Source organism: Tepidanaerobacter sp. GT38, assembly GCF_021991635.1.
Lineage (GTDB): Bacteria > Bacillota > Thermosediminibacteria > Thermosediminibacterales > Tepidanaerobacteraceae > DTU063.
This window is the reverse complement of sequence record NZ_JAFFJA010000003.1, coordinates 106810-126942: the sequence shown is the minus strand read 5'-3', so window position 1 is coordinate 126942 and position 20133 is coordinate 106810. Positions and strand designations below refer to the sequence as shown.

Annotated in this window: 23 protein-coding genes and 1 pseudogene; 18 read left to right on the top strand and 6 right to left on the bottom strand. The window is 39.2% G+C overall.

Annotated features, from left to right (window positions below; all coding sequences use genetic code 11):
• Window positions 1–138: 138 nt before the first annotated feature.
• The gene (locus JT739_RS01400) at window positions 139–537 is read left to right on the top strand and encodes a hypothetical protein (RefSeq protein WP_237659291.1); all 399 of its coding nucleotides are present in this window, start codon (window positions 139–141) and stop codon (window positions 535–537) included.
• A 162-nt stretch (window positions 538–699) separates the two neighbouring features.
• Here JT739_RS01400 and JT739_RS01395 read toward each other — a convergent pair whose 3' ends face one another.
• The 6 genes and pseudogenes from JT739_RS01395 to JT739_RS12825 form a co-directional block, all read right to left on the bottom strand.
• Entirely contained in the window at window positions 700–915 is a 216-nt protein-coding gene (locus tag JT739_RS01395; RefSeq protein ID WP_237659290.1) for a zinc ribbon domain-containing protein, read from the bottom strand.
• A gap of 36 nt (window positions 916–951) precedes the next feature.
• Window positions 952–1419 carry an SsrA-binding protein SmpB gene (smpB, locus tag JT739_RS01390; RefSeq protein ID WP_237659289.1) on the bottom strand — a complete coding sequence of 156 codons (468 nt, stop codon included), beginning with the start codon at window positions 1417–1419 and terminating at the stop codon, window positions 952–954.
• Between the two features lie 446 nt (window positions 1420–1865).
• On the bottom strand, window positions 1866–3065 hold the full coding sequence (locus tag JT739_RS01385; protein ID WP_237659288.1) for an iron-containing alcohol dehydrogenase: 1200 nt from the start codon (window positions 3063–3065) through the stop codon (window positions 1866–1868).
• Window positions 3066–3397: 332 nt separating this feature from the next.
• Window positions 3398–3817 (bottom strand): polymer-forming cytoskeletal protein, encoded by a 420-nt coding sequence (locus JT739_RS01380; RefSeq protein WP_237659287.1) that lies wholly within the window; start codon window positions 3815–3817, stop codon window positions 3398–3400.
• A gap of 21 nt (window positions 3818–3838) precedes the next feature.
• Window positions 3839–4393: a hypothetical protein gene (locus tag JT739_RS12830; RefSeq protein ID WP_370642547.1), complete on the bottom strand. Its 555-nt coding sequence runs from the start codon at window positions 4391–4393 to the stop codon at window positions 3839–3841.
• Between the two features lie 42 nt (window positions 4394–4435).
• Window positions 4436–4851: pseudogene (locus JT739_RS12825) on the bottom strand (hypothetical protein); the annotation flags it as partial.
• Between the two features lie 198 nt (window positions 4852–5049).
• Between JT739_RS12825 and JT739_RS01370 the strand changes: the two are divergent.
• From JT739_RS01370 to JT739_RS01290, 17 genes are all read left to right on the top strand, one after another.
• Complete coding sequence (locus JT739_RS01370; RefSeq protein WP_237659286.1) at window positions 5050–5532, top strand: hydrogenase maturation protease; 483 nt, start codon at window positions 5050–5052, stop codon at window positions 5530–5532.
• A 6-nt stretch (window positions 5533–5538) separates the two neighbouring features.
• Window positions 5539–5880 carry a hydrogenase maturation nickel metallochaperone HypA gene (locus JT739_RS01365; protein WP_237659285.1) on the top strand — a complete coding sequence of 114 codons (342 nt, stop codon included), beginning with the start codon at window positions 5539–5541 and terminating at the stop codon, window positions 5878–5880.
• Window positions 5880–6536: a hydrogenase nickel incorporation protein HypB gene (gene hypB, locus JT739_RS01360; RefSeq protein WP_237659284.1), complete on the top strand. Its 657-nt coding sequence runs from the start codon at window positions 5880–5882 to the stop codon at window positions 6534–6536. Before JT739_RS01365 ends, hypB begins: the two co-directional genes overlap by 1 nt.
• A complete protein-coding gene (gene hypF, locus JT739_RS01355) occupies window positions 6497–8227 on the top strand; it encodes a carbamoyltransferase HypF (protein WP_237659283.1) in 1731 nt (576 codons plus the stop codon). Before hypB ends, hypF begins: the two co-directional genes overlap by 40 nt.
• Window positions 8228–8243: 16 nt before the next feature.
• On the top strand, window positions 8244–8456 hold the full coding sequence (locus tag JT739_RS01350; RefSeq protein WP_237659282.1) for a HypC/HybG/HupF family hydrogenase formation chaperone: 213 nt from the start codon (window positions 8244–8246) through the stop codon (window positions 8454–8456).
• Window positions 8435–9466, top strand: a complete 1032-nt coding sequence (gene hypD / locus JT739_RS01345) for a hydrogenase formation protein HypD (RefSeq protein WP_237659281.1) — start codon at window positions 8435–8437, stop codon at window positions 9464–9466. The genes JT739_RS01350 and hypD overlap by 22 nt, the downstream gene beginning before the upstream one ends.
• Before the next feature lie 3 nt (window positions 9467–9469).
• A complete protein-coding gene (gene hypE, locus JT739_RS01340; RefSeq protein ID WP_237659280.1) occupies window positions 9470–10468 on the top strand; it encodes a hydrogenase expression/formation protein HypE in 999 nt (332 codons plus the stop codon).
• A gap of 85 nt (window positions 10469–10553) precedes the next feature.
• The gene (locus JT739_RS01335) at window positions 10554–12953 is read left to right on the top strand and encodes a heavy metal translocating P-type ATPase (protein ID WP_237659279.1); all 2400 of its coding nucleotides are present in this window, start codon (window positions 10554–10556) and stop codon (window positions 12951–12953) included.
• A gap of 134 nt (window positions 12954–13087) precedes the next feature.
• A complete protein-coding gene (locus tag JT739_RS01330) occupies window positions 13088–13354 on the top strand; it encodes a hypothetical protein (RefSeq protein ID WP_237659278.1) in 267 nt (88 codons plus the stop codon).
• Between the two features lie 126 nt (window positions 13355–13480).
• Complete coding sequence (locus tag JT739_RS01325) at window positions 13481–14143, top strand: SdpI family protein (RefSeq protein ID WP_237659277.1); 663 nt, start codon at window positions 13481–13483, stop codon at window positions 14141–14143.
• Between the two features lie 42 nt (window positions 14144–14185).
• Complete coding sequence (locus JT739_RS01320; RefSeq protein ID WP_237659276.1) at window positions 14186–14455, top strand: autorepressor SdpR family transcription factor; 270 nt, start codon at window positions 14186–14188, stop codon at window positions 14453–14455.
• 20 nt (window positions 14456–14475) lie between these two features.
• Window positions 14476–15498 (top strand): D-cysteine desulfhydrase family protein, encoded by a 1023-nt coding sequence (locus JT739_RS01315; RefSeq protein ID WP_237659275.1) that lies wholly within the window; start codon window positions 14476–14478, stop codon window positions 15496–15498.
• A gap of 220 nt (window positions 15499–15718) precedes the next feature.
• Window positions 15719–16822, top strand: coding sequence for an ABC transporter substrate-binding protein (locus JT739_RS01310; RefSeq protein WP_237659274.1), 1104 nt, complete (start codon window positions 15719–15721; stop codon window positions 16820–16822).
• Between the two features lie 59 nt (window positions 16823–16881).
• Window positions 16882–17730: an ABC transporter permease gene (locus JT739_RS01305; protein WP_237659273.1), complete on the top strand. Its 849-nt coding sequence runs from the start codon at window positions 16882–16884 to the stop codon at window positions 17728–17730.
• A 3-nt stretch (window positions 17731–17733) separates the two neighbouring features.
• Window positions 17734–18531: an ABC transporter ATP-binding protein gene (locus JT739_RS01300; protein ID WP_237659272.1), complete on the top strand. Its 798-nt coding sequence runs from the start codon at window positions 17734–17736 to the stop codon at window positions 18529–18531.
• Window positions 18532–18666: 135 nt separating this feature from the next.
• The gene (locus JT739_RS01295) at window positions 18667–19245 is read left to right on the top strand and encodes a LemA family protein (RefSeq protein ID WP_237659271.1); all 579 of its coding nucleotides are present in this window, start codon (window positions 18667–18669) and stop codon (window positions 19243–19245) included.
• 102 nt (window positions 19246–19347) lie between these two features.
• Window positions 19348–20133 carry a YgcG family protein gene (locus tag JT739_RS01290; protein WP_370642546.1) on the top strand — a complete coding sequence of 262 codons (786 nt, stop codon included), beginning with the start codon at window positions 19348–19350 and terminating at the stop codon, window positions 20131–20133.

The window sequence follows — 20133 nt, the reverse complement described above, 5'->3', positions numbered from 1 at the left end:
TTTTTTCTTTTGCTGTTAAATACAATATTTAATCAAATTTGTAACCGTGTTTTTGTGTTTTTATTTTATGCCAAAGGTGACATTTTCACTGAATAAAAATCATGCCTTTTAGGTGACATTTTCAAAGATTATTGACACATGTTTGGCTGTTTTACAGTTTCAAAGACTAATGATGTTAATAATGAAAAATTTTCAATGAATGGTTCTGTTGCATATGGAGCAGTAGATAAAGATAATCTGGATAAAACTAAGATAACTTACAATATTGTAATAAGTGGGGATAAAGAAGATATCAATAGCATTGAAACTCAAGAACCGCTGATTAATACTGAATATATTGACTTGATGTTGGAGAATGGTCCTCACAGCGCACAGGTAAAAGGTGGAGAAAATCCATACTTAGAAATTACAGGTAGCTTTGTATTTGACACAGCCGGTAAAAGTAAAAAGGAAATTGAGGACATGTGCTTGTTTCAGGGAGTTAAATTAATAGACAAGGATAATAATGAATACATACTAAAGTTTAATAGGCACTAAAGAGTCTGATAAAAATATATGTCAATAATGAAGATACCTTCTTTATATAGTGTGCATGCTTATAAACAATCTATAAAAAGTTTCAAAAATGAAAAAGAAAGGACATATTAAACTGTATCGTATGTCCTTTCTTTTGTTTTTATTAAATTATTGGCTTGTATTTTAATGCCCGCAGCAGCTGCAACTTCCGCCACTGCAAGAACCACAAGATGAACTGTTGGAACTTTCTTTAGTTATGTATAAAAAACCAGTGAATAGTTGCTGGACATTTCCGTTGCATTTAGGGCAGCGAACCTGGTCTTTGTTTTTTATGCTGACAAATTCACTGAAGCGATAACCGCATTTTTTGCATTCAAAATCAAAGGTAGGCATTCTCATGTTCACCTCTCTTACTTCTATTGTTAGTGTAAGAGCCTACATCTTATTATAATCTTTAAAAGCCTTTTCCATTTCGCGATTTGCGTCACGCCGTTTAATATCTTCGCGCTTGTCGTAAAGAGCTTTACCTTTGGCAAGGGCCAGTTCTACTTTGACCAGACCACGTTCATTTAAATAAACCTTGAGCGGAATAAGAGTAAGGCCCTTTTCCTTAACCTGACCGGCAAGCCGATTGATTTGTTTTTTGTGCATCAGCAATTTACGGGTTCTCAATGGGTCTTTGTTGAAAATATTTCCTTTTTCATATGGGCTTATGTGCATATTATATAAAAACAATTCCCCATTTTCTACTTTGGCAAAACTGTCTTTAAGATTGCCCTTGCCTGCTCTAAGGGACTTTACTTCTGTGCCAATTAATTCTATACCTGCTTCAAAAGTTTCCAATATATGATAATCGTGCCTTGCTTTACGATTTGTAACCAGGTCTCGAGATTTCTTTTCCAATGTTTAAACCTCCGCTTGATGAAAATGCCAATTACATATCATATTATAACACACGGTAGCAAAGCCGCAATCAAAAAAATTTAAACAATTTTCCTATTAATTTTATTAATGAGTTTGAAGGAACGATGGGTAAGGGAATATAATAGTATTTTGGAAGAGCCAGTCTTTTAAGGTTTTGATGAGTTTAACGAAAATAGGTGGCAGGTATTTATCCTACCACCACTATTAACATAGAGTCTTTATTTTATACATTATTTTTTATTAACTTATAATAATCAAAGGATATGTTATTCAAAATAACCACAAATGTCTTCTTCAACAAGTAAAGACTCCCACTGATTGTGTACCAACAGCTCGAATTTGGATTTTATATAGTCATAATAAACTAAGGGGACGTTCTTGTATAACTGTAAGAACAGTCCCCTTTCGCTTTTCAATGCAACACTTTATAATGATTCTTTGTAGATTTTTTCAATGACTTGTTCGGTGACATCTAATGGGGCAAGGGAGAGCAATCCATCCAGAGATGGTGTAGTTTTCGCCAGCTTTACCAGAGTAGGAATATCATCTTTAGTGAAACCAAAATCCGAAAGTTTTTGAGTGCATCCTGCATTAAAGAGCCATTCCTCAACCTTTTTCGATACATATTCCGCTTCAGCAGGGAGACCTTTCAAGTCGGGTACGATGGGGCTATATACGTCTGCCAATATCTCTGGAACATATGGATAAATCGTCTTTACTACCGCAGGCAGTAAAGCGCCGAGACCTAGACCGTGAGCTACTTCAGGTTTTACTGCACTCAAGGGATGTTCCAGGGCATGAGTGATGTGGAGGAGACCGTTGTCAAAGGAGATTCCGGCCAAGGCAGAAGCGTATAATAGGTAGTACCTTGCCGTGAGGTTTTCGGGATCATTTATTGCTGCTGGGAGATAGCGAACTATGAGTCTCACCGTCTCTTTTGCCGTAAGAATACTGTAAGGCGATGCTACAAGGGTGGTGACAGCCTCAGTAATGTGGTTTAAAGCATCAATTGTAACCGATATAGTCTGTTCTTTGTTAAGCTTTGTTGTGAGAGCAGGATCATCTATGGCATACATAGGATAGATGCAATCATAGGCTATAGCTGGTTTGTAGTTCTTTTCGGGAATGGTAGCTACAGCGAATCTATTTACCTCTGTGCCGGTACCGTGGGTGAGGTTTATGGCTATAATGGGGGCTGCCTTTTCAGGGATAAACTTAGCTTCATAAAGCTCGCGCGCATTTTTGTCAATGTATTCCAACAAAATTGCTACACTCTTGGCAGTATCTATGGGGCTTCCGCCTCCGATGCCGATGACAGCTTTGGCACCAGTTTCTCTGCCCATTTTGGCAGCTTCATCGACCATGTCCACCGTAGGATTGGGGCCAACTTTGTCATAAAGGGAGTATTTAAATTTGGCTTCTTCAAGAGCAGGCTTGATAACATCAAAAGCCCCACTGGTCTTGTATGAACCTTTTCCGGTTACGAGAATGACATTGTCTATTTCCTTATCTTTGAGAGCCTTCAGAATATCCTTTATCTTTTTTATGCTTCCTATTCCGAAATAATTAGTGGTCTTGCAACGCAACTCGAATACGTTGCCGGTATTTATTTTTGTTTCCCACATAGCAACAACCTCCTTTGTGAAATTTGTAACTATCTTTGACAATAATTATAATATCTTGTTAAAATATTGTCAATCCTTGAGTTTAGATACATAAAACTGCCCGTTTAAAAAATTTTTGTTATAGTTATAGAAAACTTAAGTTATAAAAATTAGACAAAAAAAAAAGGACATACCATGCAATGTATAGTATGTCCTTTTTTGTCTTCAATATTTTTTAATCAGGTATTGATAACTCATGGCTGTTGGAATTTTTTTAGAAATAAAGTGAGTTTTAACTGAGAATAAATCGAATATAAAAAGCCGCTATTTTAAAGCGGCTTGGACTAACCCTTTTAAAAACTACAATCAAAATGTACAAATTCATTAGAACTATTAGAACTTGCAACTACTTGTTTACCACTGTCTTTTATTATTGGAGCATTTGCGTTAAATTGTGCCGGGGAAGGTTTTAGTTCAATTGTGGCTGGATTTTCAATAAGCAATCCACCTTCTTCGATAGTTAAATTATTATACTGTATTTCTTTAACATACAATTTACCCGAAGCACATATTTTTAAATTTTCTACTTGGACATTGCCGGTTACTTTTCCTTCGATAATTAAGTTTTTGCTTATAATGTTTCCGTTAAAACTACCGCAGGAAGTTACGTAAACAATAATGCCGTTGTAAATGTTTCCGTTAAAAATACCGCTTATTACTATCAAACCAGGTTCTTGTGGAGTTTCTGCCAGTATTTCATCATCAAATGTCATGTTTTATCACTCCAGATTTAGCTAGTCAAACTTTAAATTGCTGTTTTGAGGATAACTATGGTTCCACAATCTATCAGCCCAAGTTAAATAGCCTCGACAGTTGGCGGTTATGGGATCTAAAGCAAGTTTCGCATTGGATAGTTGAGGAAGTATATATGAACTTAAGGCTTGTCCGCCGCCACCGGTTAATAACAAGCAGTCAAACTCTGATACATTCCATTGGGAATGGATCTCGACTAGAATATTGGTAGCCAATTTTTCAAAAGCACTTTCTACAATGCTGGAGATATCGATAGTTTCTCCTGAAATATTGATTTTGCGATTAATAACAATCCCATCTAAAGCATAGCTTTCCTTTTCTACGCCAAATTCGGTAACCAGGTTAGATCCAATGTCGTCATATGCGGTTGCTAAACCAACTAGGATAGATTTACTTTTTTCAGGTATGTACTCTGAGTCTTCTATAGTTGCAAAGTCTGTAGTTTTAAACCCAATGTCAACTACTCCAATTCGCCCATCTGGGGCAATTGCTGAATTGGAGATAGAAGACCAATAAGTTCCTAAGGGTTGCGGCACTACCTCAATGTCACTTACATTTATTTTAATGCTGCGATTTGCTGCACCATTGTAAAGCGTTATATTGCGTTCGCCTTTCACTCGGTTTATAAAATCCTCTGCAAGGTGCATCCTTTCAACTGGAAGGCCGGTAACCACATTAAATACATTAGTAACATCTTTGGCGAAGAGACTTAAAGCGCTGAAAAAAAGTATCTCCAAATCATCGCTGATAGAACGCGTGTAAGAAAGGTCGCGATATGAAATCTGGAGTGTTTTATGGCCGATTTTCCAACAAAAAAGAGTCTATCGCCTATACCTATTTTAAGATTGTCAATTGCGGGGCTGGGGCCTATTTTTGTGCTAAACGTTGGCTTTGTATGACCTTCCCCTACAACACTGGGAAAGGAGTAACCGATCTGGCCGTCAGTTACTTTGACAAAACCATAACCTACATCAATACCAATTATTTGTGTCACATAGAAACCTCCTTTTATATATTGCTTTCCCTTAGCCTTTAGCCCCACACTTTTTTTAACTATATAATAACAACTATTCAATATTTTGTAAATAAGCTGATAAAATTATGATATTGAAGCTTTATGGATAAATTTTACAGCAATGTGGAACAATTAAATAATAATGGTTTATGTTTATGTAGAAAGCAGGTAAATGATTTGTATAAAATTTTGATCATCGGTATGGGTAATCTGTTGATGTCAGATGATGGATTAGGTGTTTTGGCTATAAAGGAATTGCACAAAAGGTATAAGCAGCAGGCTGAGATCTGCTGTTTAGAAATAGGTACATCTATTTTAAACTACGTTACTGATATAGGAAAAGCAGAAACCCTTATTGCAATAGATGCCATAGCAGTTGGTAATAGACCCGGAACCATATATCGCATATATGCCAATGACGCTTATTTAACAGATCGAAAGTGCTTTTTTATGGATATCCATGTTGCTGGCATTCATGAAGCGATAGCTCTTTCTAGAGAATTAACGGGTTTGCCGTCAAAGGTTTTTATATACGGTATAGAACCACATACCCTTAAAGAGGGTTTTTTCATTTCCAATGAAGTCAAAACGTCACTGAAGAAGCTTTTAGACATAGTGCAGAGGGATATTGATTCAATTTTAAAAAAAGAAATAAGGTAGGTGAAAATGTTGCATGAACTTTCTATTACGTCAGCAATTTTGGATACAGTTTTAAGTGAACTGCCAGCGGATTGTAATAAGGTAACAAGGATAGATATTACCTTGGGAGATTTATCGGGGTTTGTAGGCGAACATGTAAAATACTATTTTGAACTTTTAAGCCGAGACACTCCGGCTTCAGATGCAATTTTGACCTTTGACTATAAAAGAAGTAAATTTCGTTGCACAAATTGTGGCAAACTCTATGAAAGGTCCGATTTTTCTATACGATGTCCCTATTGCAAAAGTATGGGAACTTTGATTGAAAGCTGTAATTCCGTTTATATTAACAGGATTGAGGTGGAATAATGGAAATAAAAGTTATAAAAGACGTGCTTGAGGCCAACAATTACATAGCGTGTAAGGTAAAAGAAGAGATTGCAAAGAGACAGGCTATGATGATAAACATAATAGGCTCTCCGGGAGCGGGCAAGACCAGCTTTATCGTTAAAACCATACAATACCTTGACATAAAAAGTGTTGTCATTGAGGGGGATGTGACGTCTGATATTGATTCGCGAAAAGTAGCAGAATTTGGTATTCCCGTGGTTCAGGTAAATACCGGCGGGGGATGTCACTTAAATGCTAATATTATTGATTTGGCCCTTCAGGAATTATCTTCATCAGCTGAAAATGCCATAATCTTTGTAGAAAATGTGGGCAACTTGATTTGTCCAGCCTCCTTTGATATTGGGGAGGATTTTAAAGTTGTAATAAGCAGCATACCTGAAGGCCATGACAAGCCCTATAAATATCCTGCAATTTTTGAAAAAGCCAAGGTAACTGTTTTAAATAAAATAGATTTGATGAAATACGTGGATTTTAACAAAGACTACTTTTACGAAGGTGTATTGACTTTAAATCCAAAAGGCCATATTTTTGAAGTTTCATCTATATTAGGAGATGGAATGAAGGAGTGGACCCGGTGGCTCAAGTTGCAATTTATGAAAAAATTCAACCGATAGTTTATTTTCAAAGTCAAGGTGGAACATTGTACAAGGAAGCCGCTGTATCCAAAGCAGTGGAGATGATAAAACAGGGGAAAATCATAGCCATAAAAGGTTTAGGTGGTTATCATCTGGCAGTAGATGCCCAAAATGAGGAAGCAGTGTCTAGACTTAGACAAAGAAAGCATAGATATGGCAAGCCTTTAGCCGTGATGATGTTGAACACAAAGGAAGTAGAAAAATACTGTGAGATAAGTGCTTCTGAAAAAGAAATTCTCGAAAGTATGCGATCACCAATAGTCCTTTTAAAGCGAAAAAGGGGCAAAGCCCCGTTAGCTTTTAGTTTAACTAAGGGGCTTGATACTTTAGGTGTTATGCTGCCGTATACATTGATACATAAAATGCTACTGGAAAGAGTAGGCTTTCCCCTGGTTATGACTAGTGGGAATATCAGCGAAGAACCGATTTGTACAAATGAAGAGGAGGCTTATTCAAGATTAAAAGATGTGGCAGACGGATTTTTGCATCACGACAGGCCAATAAGAAATCGAATCGACGATTCAGTATGTTTTTTTGCTGCAGGTGGGATTCGCATGGTCAGAAGGGGTCGAGGATTTTGCGATGACCCAATTTTGATGAAAAACAGTTCAGAGCCCGTCCTGGCCTGTGGTGCCTTTTACAAAAACACATTTTGCCTTTTAGAGGAAAATACTGCTTATGTAAGCCATCACATCGGTGATTTAGACAGCACCTTGACTTTTAAATATTACAAAGAAGAGATACAAAAGTACATGACAAAATACAGTATTAAACCCAGCTATGTAGTAAGAGACCTTCATCCTGCATATCTTTCAAGTCTGTTTGCCGATGAATTAGGCCTACCTTGCCTTAAAGTGCAGCACCATCATTCTCATATAGCATCTGTCATGGCTGAGTATGGTTTAAATGAGAAAGTTTTAGGTATTGCTTATGATGGCACGGGTTTAGGCACTGACGGAAATATTTGGGGAGGAGAATTTTTGCTTGCAAATTTGGTGGAATTTCAAAGGGTGGCCCACCTTAAATATGTGCCGCTTCCAGGCGGGGACATGGCCATAAAGCATCCGTTTCGCTGTGCATTAGGTTTCATTTATCCGAATGTGCACAAATTTTCCAAATTCCTCTATCGCTTAAATAAGAATCAGGTAAACATCATATTAAAGCAAATAGAAACAAAGGTAAATACGCCACTTACTTCCAGCATGGGAAGGCTATTTGATGCAGTAGCTTCAATAATCGATATAAAGGATACGGTAAATTATGAGGGTCAGGCTGCTATGGAATTGGAATCCATTATTTTGCCGACAAATGACTACTATAAGTACCATATTACACAGGAAGGCAGCGGATTTTGTATAGATGTAAATATGCTCTTTGAAGAATTGTACAGTGACTATATAAACGGCGTGCCTAAAGGCATTATTTCTGGGAAATTTCACAACACCGTCATTAAATTTACGGTGGATATGGCAAAAAAGATAAGCAATATACACAATGTAAATAAAGTTGTGCTTTCGGGAGGATGTTTTCAAAATCGATATCTTCTAGAAGGATTACATAGAGAACTTCAAAGCGAAGGATTTAAAGTATACATTCCCACTAAAATGCCAATTAATGACGGCGGCATTTCTCTTGGGCAGGCTGCCATCGCTTCGGCTCACTTTTCATAAAAAGAGGTGATGCTTATTGTGCCTTGCTATTCCCATGAAAGTCAAGAGCATAAAGTGGCCAATGGCGGAGGTCACAGCTGGAGGTCTTTGCCAGGAAATCAATATACAGCTTATTCCAAATGTCGGCATAGGCGATAGTGTTTTGGTTCATGCAGGCTTTGCAATACAGATCATCGATGAAAAATGGGCAAAGGAGAGTTTGCAATTATGGGAACAGTTGGAGCTTTAAACATGCCTCATAATGAATTAAAAATAATGGAAGTCTGCGGAACTCATTCGGAAGTCATATCAAAGTATGCCATTAGGCAGCTTTATACCGGTGAGATAAAGCTTATTTCAGGCCCAGGCTGTCCCGTTTGCGTTATACCTGCCGAAGATATTGATTTAATTATTGAATATGCCAGATGTGGTTATATTATTGCCACTTTTGGAGATCTGATTAGAATTTTAGGAACCGTGTCAAGTCTACCTGTGGAGCGGGCAAGTGGGAAACAAGTTAAAATTGTATATTCGCCATTAGAAGCACTTTCATTGGCGAAAAAAAATCCCCAAAATCAAGTGATTTTTGTAGGCGTGGGTTTTGAAACTACAGCACCGCTGGTCGCATTGACAATTATGAAGGCAAAAGATGAAGGCATAAAAAACTTCGGCGTCCTGAGCCTTCATAGGACAATGCCGAAAATTTTAGCAAAGCTTTTTGAAACAGGAGTGAAACTGGACGGACTAATTCTTCCAGGTCATGTATGCACTATTACCGGCTCAAAGCCCTTTGAATTTCTGGCTCGAGACTTTGGCATAACCGGCGTTATTTCAGGCTTTACTCCTGAAGACATTATTGAGAGCATCGAAATAATAAGGCAAAATTTACATCGGCCTTCAATTAAAATACAGTATAAAAGGGCAGTTTCCCCTTATGGAAATAAAGTGGCCCAAAGCGTGCTCAAAAGCGTTTTTGAGCCCTGTGACATTGCCTGGAGAGGTTTTGGGCTGGTGAAAGATTCCGGCCTTGCCATAAAACGGGAATGGAGCTTTTTTGATGCCCGAAAGAGATGGCCGATAAAGCCACCGCATAAACAGCGTATAGGGGAAACGTGCAGGTGCGGGGATATCATGAAGGGCATGTTAACACCACCGGAATGCCCAATGTTTAAGATATCCTGCAGTCCAGAAAAACCTATTGGGCCCTGTATGGTATCTTCCGAGGGGGTCTGCTCCATCTATTACAAATATGGAGGGTGAGCTATGGACATTGTGTTAAGTGCTCATGGCGGAGGAGGAAAACTTACCGAAGAGCTGATACGACAGGTTTTTTTAAATAAATTTGATGAAGATGCACTAAATGAAATGGAAGACTGTGCAATTTTAGACATTGATTTAAAAAAAATTGCCTTTACCACTGACAGCTATACTGTAAAACCCCTTTTTTTTCCTGGTGGGGACATCGGAAGACTTGCCGTATCCGGGACGGTTAACGACCTTTTGATGAGAGGTGCTAAACCCTTATTTTTAAGCGCCTCCTTTATTATAGAAGAGGGTTTTAGAATTGATGATTTACTAAAAATAGCCGGCTCCATGGCAAATGCCTGCCGCGAAGCAGGGGTGAAAATCGTAACCGGTGATACAAAGGTAGTGGCAAGAGGTGAAGTTGACGGCCTTTTCATAAATACCTCAGGCGTAGGCATGGTGCCTTCAGGTGTCGATATATCCATAAAAAATGCCGAACCGGGTGATAAGATAATAATTTCAGGCACCATAGGAGATCATGGAATGGCCATTTTATCAAGCAGAAATGGTTTTACTTTTGACCCTCCGGTGGAAAGTGATTGCGCACCCCTTGTTGAAATAGCAAAAACATTATTCAAGTTTAAAGATAAGGTAAAAGTAATGCGGGACCCTACTCGCGGTGGAGTGGCGGAAGTGCTCTACAATATATCTGAATCAAGCGGTGTGGGTATAGAAATTTACGAAGAAAAGTTGCCGGTAAAGCCGCAGGTAGTTTCGGCTTGTAATATGCTGGGGCTGGATTTTCTGCAACTTGCCAATGAAGGGAAGCTGATTGCTGTGGTAAAAAACAGCGCGGCAGATGAAATTTTAGAGGCCGTCAAAAACACCAAAAATGGGCAAAATGCGGCTATAATTGGAACTGTCAATGATACTGGACAGGTAACGGTAAAAACGTTACTTGGCACTTCAAGAATACTGAGTCGGCCTATAGGAGAACTTATCCCTCGAATATGCTAAAAGCTATTGACAAAATCATTTATTCGGCATAAAATGAAAACAGGATACCCCCATGGGGTATATTTACACTAAAGGAGGCTACAAAATGGCAGAAAAGCTTGAAAAAGCTAGTGTTAAAATAAAGGGAATGACCTGCGCAGCCTGTGCAGCCCGAATTCAAAAGGCCGTTGGGAAAATGCCCGGTGTTAAAGAGGCCAATGTAAACTTTGCCACAGAAAGATTAAATGTTACTTATGAACCCGAAAAGGTTTCCGCAGAGGATTTTGTAAAAAAGGTTAGAGATGTAGGTTATGATGTGATAATGGACAAAGTTGAGCTCGGTTTAAAAAATATGAGCTGTGCAGCTTGCGCAGCCAGAATCGAAAAAGCCCTCTCAAAAGCACCCGGTGTATATAAAGCTGCGGTAAATTTTGCAACTGAAACCGCAACGGTGGAATACAGCAGCAGTGAGACGAGCATAAAGAATTTAATTAAAGTTGTAAGGGACGCTGGCTATGATGCTTTTGAAAAGGCTGTTGTCAATGTGGATAGGGAAAAGCAAGAGCGTGAAAGGGAAATAAAAAACCTTGGCAGACTTGCTGTTATTTCTGCTATGCTCTCAGCTCCTTTGCTTCTCTCCATGTTTTTGAATTTGATGGGAATGCCCGGGGGAATACTGTACAGCCCCTGGTTTCAATTGGCAGTATCTGCACCGGTGCAGTTTATAATAGGTTTTAGATACTACAAAGGTGCCTACCACGCATTAAAGGGTGGCGGAGCCAACATGGACGTATTAGTTGCCATGGGAACCTCTGCAGCCTTTTTCTACAGTTTATACAATGCCTTTACGGTACCTATAGAAATGATTCACCATTATTTGTATTTTGAAGCTTCTGCAGTTGTTATTACCTTGATAACCTTTGGCAAATATTTGGAGGCCGTTGCAAAAGGCAGGACCTCCGAAGCCATAAAAAAACTCATGGGCCTTGCGCCTAAAACGGCAAGGGTAATTCGTGAGGGTAAAGAAACAGATATTCCAATTGAAGAGGTTGTAGAGGGAGATATAGTTGTGGTTCGCCCAGGTGAAAAGATACCTGTAGATGGCACCATAATCGAGGGTTATTCTTCAGTAGATGAGTCTATGCTGACCGGTGAAAGCATTCCCGTTGAAAAAAAAGTTGGGGATCTTGTGGTCGGTGCTACTATCAATAAGACGGGGACATTTAAATTTAAGGCTACCAAAGTGGGCAAAGATACCGTGCTTTTTCAGATTATTAAAATGGTTGAAGAAGCCCAAGGCTCCAAAGCGCCAATTCAAAAACTGGCAGACCAAATATCAGGTGTTTTTGTTCCCGCTGTAGTAGTTATTGCTGCAGTAACCTTTGCCGTATGGAACTTTATTTTTCATGACTTTACAGCAGGCTTGATTAATGCTGTGTCGGTTCTGGTCATAGCATGTCCCTGTGCTCTTGGGCTCGCAACTCCTACTTCAGTTATGGTGGGTACCGGTAAAGGTGCTGAACACGGCGTTTTAATAAAAGGTGGAGAGCATCTGGAAAGGGCCCATAAAATCAGAGCAATAGTTCTGGATAAAACCGGTACAATAACAAAAGGAGAGCCAGAGGTAACAGATGTAATCTCCGAAGGAGAGCTGACACCTGAAGAAATCTTAATGTATGCGGCAATTGCAGAGAAGAATTCGGAACATCCCTTAGGTGAAGCCATTGTTAATAAAGCCAAACAAAAAGACATGAACATTGTTGATGCAGAAGATTTTATGGCAATACCGGGTCACGGCATTTATGCCAAGATCCAGGGCAAAGATGTCTACCTGGGAAATAGGCGCCTGATGCAATCTAAAAATATCGACACAAAGGATATAGAAGAGCTTTTGGAAAAACTTGAAAACGAGGGAAAAACCGCCATGATTATGGCTATGGACAACAAAGTCCAGGGTGTGCTGGCCGTGGCAGATACTGTAAAAGATCATTCCAGGAAAGCTATAAGTGAGATAAAGCAAATGGGTATCGAGGTTTGGATGATAACCGGTGATAACGAGCGAACTGCAAAAGCCATAGCAAACCAAGTAGGAATAGATCACGTCCTTGCTGAAGTGCTGCCCGAACATAAAGCAAGAGAGGTGGAAAAGCTCAAAAGCCAGGGTAAGATCACAGCTATGGTAGGAGATGGAATAAACGATGCACCTGCTTTAGCTGCTGCAGATGTGGGCATAGCCATCGGCACAGGCACCGATGTGGCCATGGAAGCATCAGACATTACACTTATGAGCGGCGATCTGAGAGGAATCGTTACTGCGATTAAACTAAGTAGGGCAACCATGCGAAATATTAAGCAGAATCTGTTTTGGGCTTTTATTTATAACACCATAGGCATTCCTTTTGCGGCATTAGGATTTCTAAGCCCGGCCATTGCCGGAGCAGCTATGGCCTTTAGTTCGGTTTCTGTGGTAACAAATGCGCTGAGACTAAAGAGATTTAGACCTTAATCTACTAAGGAAGTTAATAGCAAAAGTTTTTTATTAAGTGTAGTATAATGGATATAGGATAGATGGTTTAAAATGATCATTTTTCCTGTATCCATTTTTATATTAATTAGACTCCGGAAGGGAGGCTATGTCAAATGTTCCTTTTTAACATGGAAAGTGTATACATAGGATATTCGTTACAAGAACTGTCAAAGGTGAGAGATATTCTGAAAAGAGAGGGCATTAAGTATTCCTATAAGGTGGTAAACCATTCAGGACAGTGGTCACGCCTGGGTACAAGAAGAAGCAGGTTTGGCAGTTTTGGAATGAATATGAATTACGAGAAGCAATATGCTGTTTATGTTCACAAAAAAGATCTTGAAAAGGCAAAAAACCTTGTTAACAGTGTTTTACATCAATAAAATTTCGAACTACCTGCGGTCTGTCGCTGTAGTTATAATATTTTCCTTCACGCTATTGTTTAGATGTAATTTTTATGCTACACTATATTTAGATGATTATCTAAATATCTAAATAGGAGGGCTCATATGAATGGCAATACAAAATCCAGGTTACCGATAAATTGGTTAGCAGTAGCATTGATTCTTTCGCTTTATGTATTAGGTTATTTTCTTTACCCTCATCTTCCAGAGCAAGTGCCGTCCCACTGGAATATAGAGGGTGAAGTAGATGGTTATAGCTCCCGGACTTTTCATGTATTATTTTTTCCAAGTATGATTTTGTTTTTGTATATAATCATGGCCTTTGCGCCGGTTTTAGATCCAAGACCGGAAAGTTATAAAAAATTCTTAGGTGTCTATGAGGGATTTCGCTGGTTGATGATTGGATTCCTCGTATTGCTTTATGTAACTACAACTCTATTTGCGCTAGGCTATCCCTTATCTATAGGGAAAATAATCAGATTTGTATTAGGCCTGCTGTTAGCTTTCATGGGCAACTATTTTGGTAAAATAAGGCACAATTATACCTTTGGCATAAAAACCCCCTGGACCCTTGCCAGTGAAGAAGTATGGAACAAGACTCACAGAATTTCTGGGCCTCTCTGGGTTGTTGTGGGCTTGATATGGATGCTTAGTATTTTCATTGCTGAAAAATTAGCTTTTGCAATTGCTATGGGAAGCTTAATGATAGTCACCATATATGGTTACGCCTATTCCTACGTCTTATTTCAGAAACTTAAAAACCAATAAGATGCTTTCGCAACAATCGAGGGAGAGGATGACAGGAGAACCATGAGCCTTAACCTAATGTTTAAAGCCCTATCAGACCCCATACGAAGGCAGATCCTTTTAATGTTAAGAAAACAAGACATGACCGCAGGAGAGATTGCGGAAAAGTTCGATATATCAAAGCCCAGCATTTCACATCATTTAAACATATTAAAACAGGCTGGCATGGTAATTGACGAAAGAAAGGGCCAGCATATATACTACTCAATAAATACATCTGTTTTTGAAGATGTGGTGAGTTTTGCTTTACAGCTTACCGGCCGCAAACAATAATAAGTGGAAGAGGGGTTAATATGAATATCCAATATTTAAAGAAAAAACTTAGTGAATTCCCAAGAGTTAAATTGATGTGGGGACCAACACCTATCGTTTATGCTGAAAACATCAGCAAAGACCTAGGAATAAATCTCTATATAAAAAGAGATGACCTGACTGGTCTTGCCTTAGGAGGAAACAAAACAAGGAAACTTGAGTTTATTATGGGCAAAGCAGTAGAACAAAAGTATGACACAGTTATTACAGCTGGTGCACTACATTCCAATCATGCCCTTCAGACTGCTGCTGCAGCAAAAAAGTTGGGAATGGATGCAGTGCTAGTATTAAGGGGCAAAGAAGAGAACAAAGGCAATTATTTTATGGATAAAATTATTGATGCTGACACGAGGGTATTTAATGTAAAAACAAGTAAAGAATTGAGAGTTTTCATGGACGATATAAAGAGAGAACTGGCAACGAAAGGCAAGAAACCTTTAGTAATACCGGTAGGAGGTTCTGATTCTGTAGGGGCCTTGGGGTATATAAATGCAGCTATAGAGATAAATGAGCAACTGAAAGAATTAAACTTAGAACTGGACTATGTAGTCAGTGCCACCAGCAGCGGGGGGACCCAAGCGGGTACTACCTTGGGATATAAGATACTTGCACCTTCAACAAAAATCCTCAACATAGGTGTAGGAGACCCGAGAGAAGAACTGCTAAGTGATGTATATAATTTGATCGAAGAAACCCAAGATATGCTTGGGATACAAGAAAGACTCATCGAGAAAAAAGAGGTAGACTTAAATACAATAGATGGCTACGGTTTTGGAGGTTACGGCACTATAGTAAGAGAAGTAGTAGATCTAATTCGATATGTTGCAAAACTAGAAGGATTTTACCTTGATCCGGTATATACCGGAAAGGCTTTTTACGGTCTTATGGACTTAGTAAGAAAAAAGGTTATTCCCCAAGATTCTAACGTGCTGTTTATTCATACAGGGGGATTGGGCGGCTTGTTCCAGTACGATGATGTTATTAGTGAGTTGTTGAAATTTTAATACCCTTTCCAAACCAAAAGTATGTAAACAACTGTTTATTATACTCAATATAATAGTTTAATATTACTAAAGTAGTGCCATATTTATGAGGTATATATCCTTTAAACCATTTATGGCTTGTTACATTAAGTGTAGCAAGCCTTTTTTATTTAACCGTAACCCCTTTTAAGCCACCTGAATATATATAAAGAAGGTTAATTTTTTAAAAGGGGTGGTTGCTTTGAGGCGTTTAGCATTGTTTTTAGTAGTTGTGTTACTGATTTCTGCGTTTATTATAGGCTGTAGTCAGCAGGCAAAAGTCGAAGAAAAGCCGGAAGAAACAGTACCTGAACAAAGCGAGGAACATACTGTTGAAAGCAAACCTGAAGTGGAGCCTCTTTCTCCTAAAGTAAAGGTAACGGTGGGAATGAAAGAAGTAGTATCTGATGCAGGTGTCCTCATTGGAATGGCCAAAGGTTACTATGAGGAACTGGGCATCGAAATTGAGTCAGTATCTTTTAACACCGGTCAAGACATGATAAATGCCTTAGGCGCTGGGCAGCTTGATGTAGGTTGCACCGTAACGGCATCAGGTCTATTTAATGCTATACTTCGCGACATACCCATTAAGATTGTTGCCGATAAAGGGATCAATGTTGAAGGCCAAGGATATTACCGCTTAATGATTAGAAAAGACCTGGTTGATGAAATCAAAGACTTTGAAGATTTAAGAGGACGCAAACTGGCAGTAGTGGGCACTGCTTCCCTTGATGAGATTGCTCTGGACAGAGTGTTAAATCAGGCTGGAATGACTACAAATGATGTTGACCTGCAGGTTATCAGAAGTTTTCCAGATATCGTGGCTGCTATGAGCAACAAGAGCATTGATGGAGGAATGATAATTGAGCCCTTTGTAACTGCTGCAATTGAAGATGATATAGCGGATCCTTGGAAAGATCCGTCAGAGTATGATCCTGATGCCCAGACGGCACTGCTGGTTTATGGCAAGAGCATGATTGAAAGGCCGGAAGTGGCAAAACGCTTTATGATTGCCTATCTCAAAGCCGTGCGGGACTACAACGATGCATTCTTTAAGGGCATAAACAAAGATGAAATCATATCTATCCTTTCTGAATATTCCACGGTAAAAGACAAAGCCCTTTATGAAAAAATGTACCCTGTAGGCTTAAATCCCGATGGCTTTGTGCGAATGAAAGGTATTCAAATGGATCTTGACTGGTATAAAGAGAGAGGTTTACTAAAAGGCGATTTGAATGCTGAAGATGTGGTAGATAACAGTTATGCTGAATATGCAGTGAAAGTGCTAGGTAATTATCAAAAATAGCAGCTGTGGCCGAAAATCGATTTGATTTTCGGCCACCTTAATAGAAAGGGGTTGACATCATGAGTTTGGTAGAAGAGACACTTCAAAAACAATTTGGTGAAATTATAGTAAAGGAAGCAAAAGGCGAACCTAAAAAAGCTGTATTTGACAAAGCATTAATCTTGAAAGTTTTAGCTTTTCTATCACCGTCTTTGCTGCTAGTTTTATGGGAAATATTCTCAAGACTTGGCGTTGTTGATATTCGACTTTTTTCAAGCCCAATTATGATTTTCAAGACCATGGTGCCCATGCTCTATTCAGGAGAACTACTATATCACACATTTATCAGCGCTCAAAGAATAGTGTTGGGATTTTTGGCAGGGGCTGTGCCCGGAGTGATTTTGGGCCTTTCCATGGGTCTTTTTGCACCGATAAGGGCAAGTTTAATGCCGATGGTATCAGCCACTTTTCCAATTCCAAAGCTGGCAATTATGCCGCTAATTCTAATAGTATTCGGTTTAGGAGAAGCGTCTAAAATATTTACAATAGCAATTGGCGTTTTTTATTTGGTATTGATAAATACCATGGCCGGTGTTTTAAACATAGATGACATCTACCTAGATGTGGCCAAAAACTTTGGAGCAAGTCCTTTTCAATTTTATACAACTGTGGCTTTCCCGGGTGCACTGCCTATGATATTTGCAGGTTTTAAACTGGGAATGGGAACTGCACTGCTTTTAATAGTTGCAGCAGAACTTTCGGCAGCTAAAGCTGGTGTCGGTTGGCTGGTTTGGCGGGCTTATGATATGTTCGATATTGAGAAAATGTTTGTAGCCCTTATTACATTAGCCTTTTTAGGGTATATCTTCTCTTATTTATTGGAAATAGCTGAAAAAGTTGTTATACCCTGGAAAAACGACAGGAGGTGAACTATGGTGAATCCCACCGAGGCTATAAATTTAGAAAATTTGACGAAAGTATTTTATGCGCGTAAAAAGAAAATAGTAGCTCTTGAAAATATAGATTTATCCGTGAGGGAAGGCGAATTTTTGTGTATAGTAGGCCCCAGTGGCTGTGGCAAGACCACACTTCTTAGAATTCTAGCAGGCTTGGAAAAACAAACTTGGGGAAAAGTGATAATTCGGTCAAAAAACCCGGAAAAACCTTTAACATCAATGGTATTTCAGGGAGAATCGGTATTTCCTTGGATGACAGTAGCAGAAAATGTAGCCTACAGTTTGAGAATCAGAGGCATTCCCAAAAATGAGAGACGGGAAATAGCCGACCACTATTTAAAATTAATGGGTCTTGACGGATTCGCTGACACTTTTCCCCACCAACTGTCCGGTGGGATGAAACAGAGGATCAACGTTGCACGGGCTTTCGTAAGCGATCCGGAAATATTATTGATGGATGAACCTTTTGGCGCTCTTGACGAACAAAATCGCTTGATCCTTCAACAAGAACTTTTAAAAATATGGGAAGGCAGCGAAAAAACAACCCTCTTTATAACACACAGCATTGATGAGGCTCTTGTTTTGGCTGATAGAATAATTATAATGACGGCTCATCCGGGTAGAGTCAAAGCTATAGTGCCGATTGATATACCAAGGCCAAGGGATATTCTGTCCTTGCGTTCATCGCCACAATTTGGAGCCCTCTTTCAAGAAATATGGCGACTCCTTCAAGAAGAAGTGTTGAAAGCCCAATCTATGGAATTAAAGAATTAACTTAACTTAAGCAGCAAACGCTGCTTTTTCTCATGCATTTCAAGATTTTATGGAATCTATAATATTTCCCCCATCATATAATTTTTCATGTATAATAGTAAATGTAGCATAATTTTTATTCGAGGAGGGTTTTCGATGAAAAAAGGTCTACAGGGAGTAATAGTAGTATTAGTAATAATAGCAGTATTGGGGTTATTTATTTTTTCAACATATAACGGTTTAGTTACATCTGAAGAGGCAGTAAACAGCGCCTGGAGCCAGGTAGAAAATCAAATTCAGCGCCGTTTAGATTTAATACCTAATTTAGTAAGTACAGTAAAGGGTTACGCTGCCCATGAAGAGTCTATTTTTTCAGAAGTTACAAGGGCAAGAGAAAAGCTAATAGGTGCAGGTTCTTTATCAGAAATGGCCGAGGCCAATCAGGAGCTGTCTGGAGCTTTATCGAGACTGCTGGCTATTGCTGAAAATTATCCACAGCTTAAAGCCGATGCCAATTTTAGGCAGCTTTCAGATGAACTGGCTGGCACTGAAAACCGCATAGCAGTCGCACGAATGGATTATAATAATGCCGTGCGGGCTTATAATACAAAAATAAGGAGATTCCCCACCGTTATCTTTGCCAATATGTTTGGCTTCGAAAGAAAAGATTACTTCCAAGCTGATGAAAGAGCAAGTGAGGTTCCGAAAGTTGATTTTAGCGGTGAAAGTGAGTAGTTTGGATCTCCAAAATTAGTGAAAGCGGTGAGCAAAATGACTTTAACCTCAGCAAGGCCACCCCGAGGAAAAAGCAAAAAAATCCTGCTGATTATATCAGTAATGATTTTTAGTTTTGCAATGTCTTTTCTGCAATGTGTCCAGGCCGAACCGATTCCGCCAAAGCCCCATGCAAATCTTTATGTATTCGATTATGCGGAGTTGATCGAAAGTCAAGATGAACAGGAAATGCAAAAAATAGCCAAGATTTTAGATGACAAAACAAAAGCTCAGGTTATTGTAGTGACAGTAAACGGTTTATCACAGATGGAAATCGAAGAATATGCACTGGGCTTGTTTAGAAACTGGGGAATAGGAGATAGACAAAAAAATAACGGTGTTCTAATTTTGATAAATAAAGAAAGTCTTTTAGCAAATCAAAGAGGACGCATCAGAATTGAAGTTGGATATGGCTTGGAAGGAGCTATTAATGACGGCAAAGCAGGTGCGATATTAGATAATTTTGCGCTGCCTGCTTTTGAAACCGGCGAATATTCTCGTGGAATCAAAGATACATTTATGGCTGTGGCTTCTGAAGTTGCCAAAGAATACGACCTTGATTTACAAGATAGCGATCTTTCCGGCCTAGAGCAATACTTAGTCGATGAAGATAATGGCTTGCTGTTTGACGTAATTATTGCCATAATAATCTTTATTGCAATAATTATTATTGCTACCAGTAAAAGAGGCAGTCGCCCATATTACCGCAGGGGGCCCTTTAACGGACCTTTTGGTCCCTTTGGCGGTGGAGGCTTTGGAGGCGGTAGCTTCGGCGGAGGAGGTTTCGGTGGTTTTAGCGGAGGAAGCTTCGGTGGCGGCAGGAGTGGCGGCGGAGGAGCTAGCAGGTAA

Bases quoted from the DNA above. Each gene is read 5' to 3' on its own strand.
- JT739_RS01315 (WP_237659275.1), top strand. From the start codon at position 14,476: ATGAATATCCAATATTTAAAGAAAAAACTTAGTGAATTCCCAAGAGTT.
- JT739_RS01365 (WP_237659285.1), top strand. From the start codon at position 5,539: ATGTTGCATGAACTTTCTATTACGTCAGCAATTTTGGATACAGTTTTA.
- JT739_RS01295 (WP_237659271.1), top strand. From the start codon at position 18,667: ATGAAAAAAGGTCTACAGGGAGTAATAGTAGTATTAGTAATAATAGCA.
- JT739_RS01320 (WP_237659276.1), top strand. From the start codon at position 14,186: ATGAGCCTTAACCTAATGTTTAAAGCCCTATCAGACCCCATACGAAGG.
- JT739_RS01335 (WP_237659279.1), top strand. From the start codon at position 10,554: ATGGCAGAAAAGCTTGAAAAAGCTAGTGTTAAAATAAAGGGAATGACC.
- JT739_RS01325 (WP_237659277.1), top strand. From the start codon at position 13,481: ATGAATGGCAATACAAAATCCAGGTTACCGATAAATTGGTTAGCAGTA.
- JT739_RS01330 (WP_237659278.1), top strand. From the start codon at position 13,088: ATGTTCCTTTTTAACATGGAAAGTGTATACATAGGATATTCGTTACAA.
- hypE (WP_237659280.1), top strand. From the start codon at position 9,470: ATGGACATTGTGTTAAGTGCTCATGGCGGAGGAGGAAAACTTACCGAA.
- JT739_RS01305 (WP_237659273.1), top strand. From the start codon at position 16,882: ATGAGTTTGGTAGAAGAGACACTTCAAAAACAATTTGGTGAAATTATA.
- JT739_RS01400 (WP_237659291.1), top strand. From the start codon at position 139: ATGTTTGGCTGTTTTACAGTTTCAAAGACTAATGATGTTAATAATGAA.
- JT739_RS01290 (WP_370642546.1), top strand. From the start codon at position 19,348: ATGATTTTTAGTTTTGCAATGTCTTTTCTGCAATGTGTCCAGGCCGAA.
- JT739_RS01380 (WP_237659287.1), bottom strand. From the start codon at position 3,817: ATGACATTTGATGATGAAATACTGGCAGAAACTCCACAAGAACCTGGT.
- hypB (WP_237659284.1), top strand. From the start codon at position 5,880: ATGGAAATAAAAGTTATAAAAGACGTGCTTGAGGCCAACAATTACATA.
- JT739_RS01395 (WP_237659290.1), bottom strand. From the start codon at position 915: ATGAGAATGCCTACCTTTGATTTTGAATGCAAAAAATGCGGTTATCGC.
- JT739_RS01385 (WP_237659288.1), bottom strand. From the start codon at position 3,065: ATGTGGGAAACAAAAATAAATACCGGCAACGTATTCGAGTTGCGTTGC.
- hypD (WP_237659281.1), top strand. From the start codon at position 8,435: ATGGGAACAGTTGGAGCTTTAAACATGCCTCATAATGAATTAAAAATA.
- JT739_RS01300 (WP_237659272.1), top strand. From the start codon at position 17,734: ATGGTGAATCCCACCGAGGCTATAAATTTAGAAAATTTGACGAAAGTA.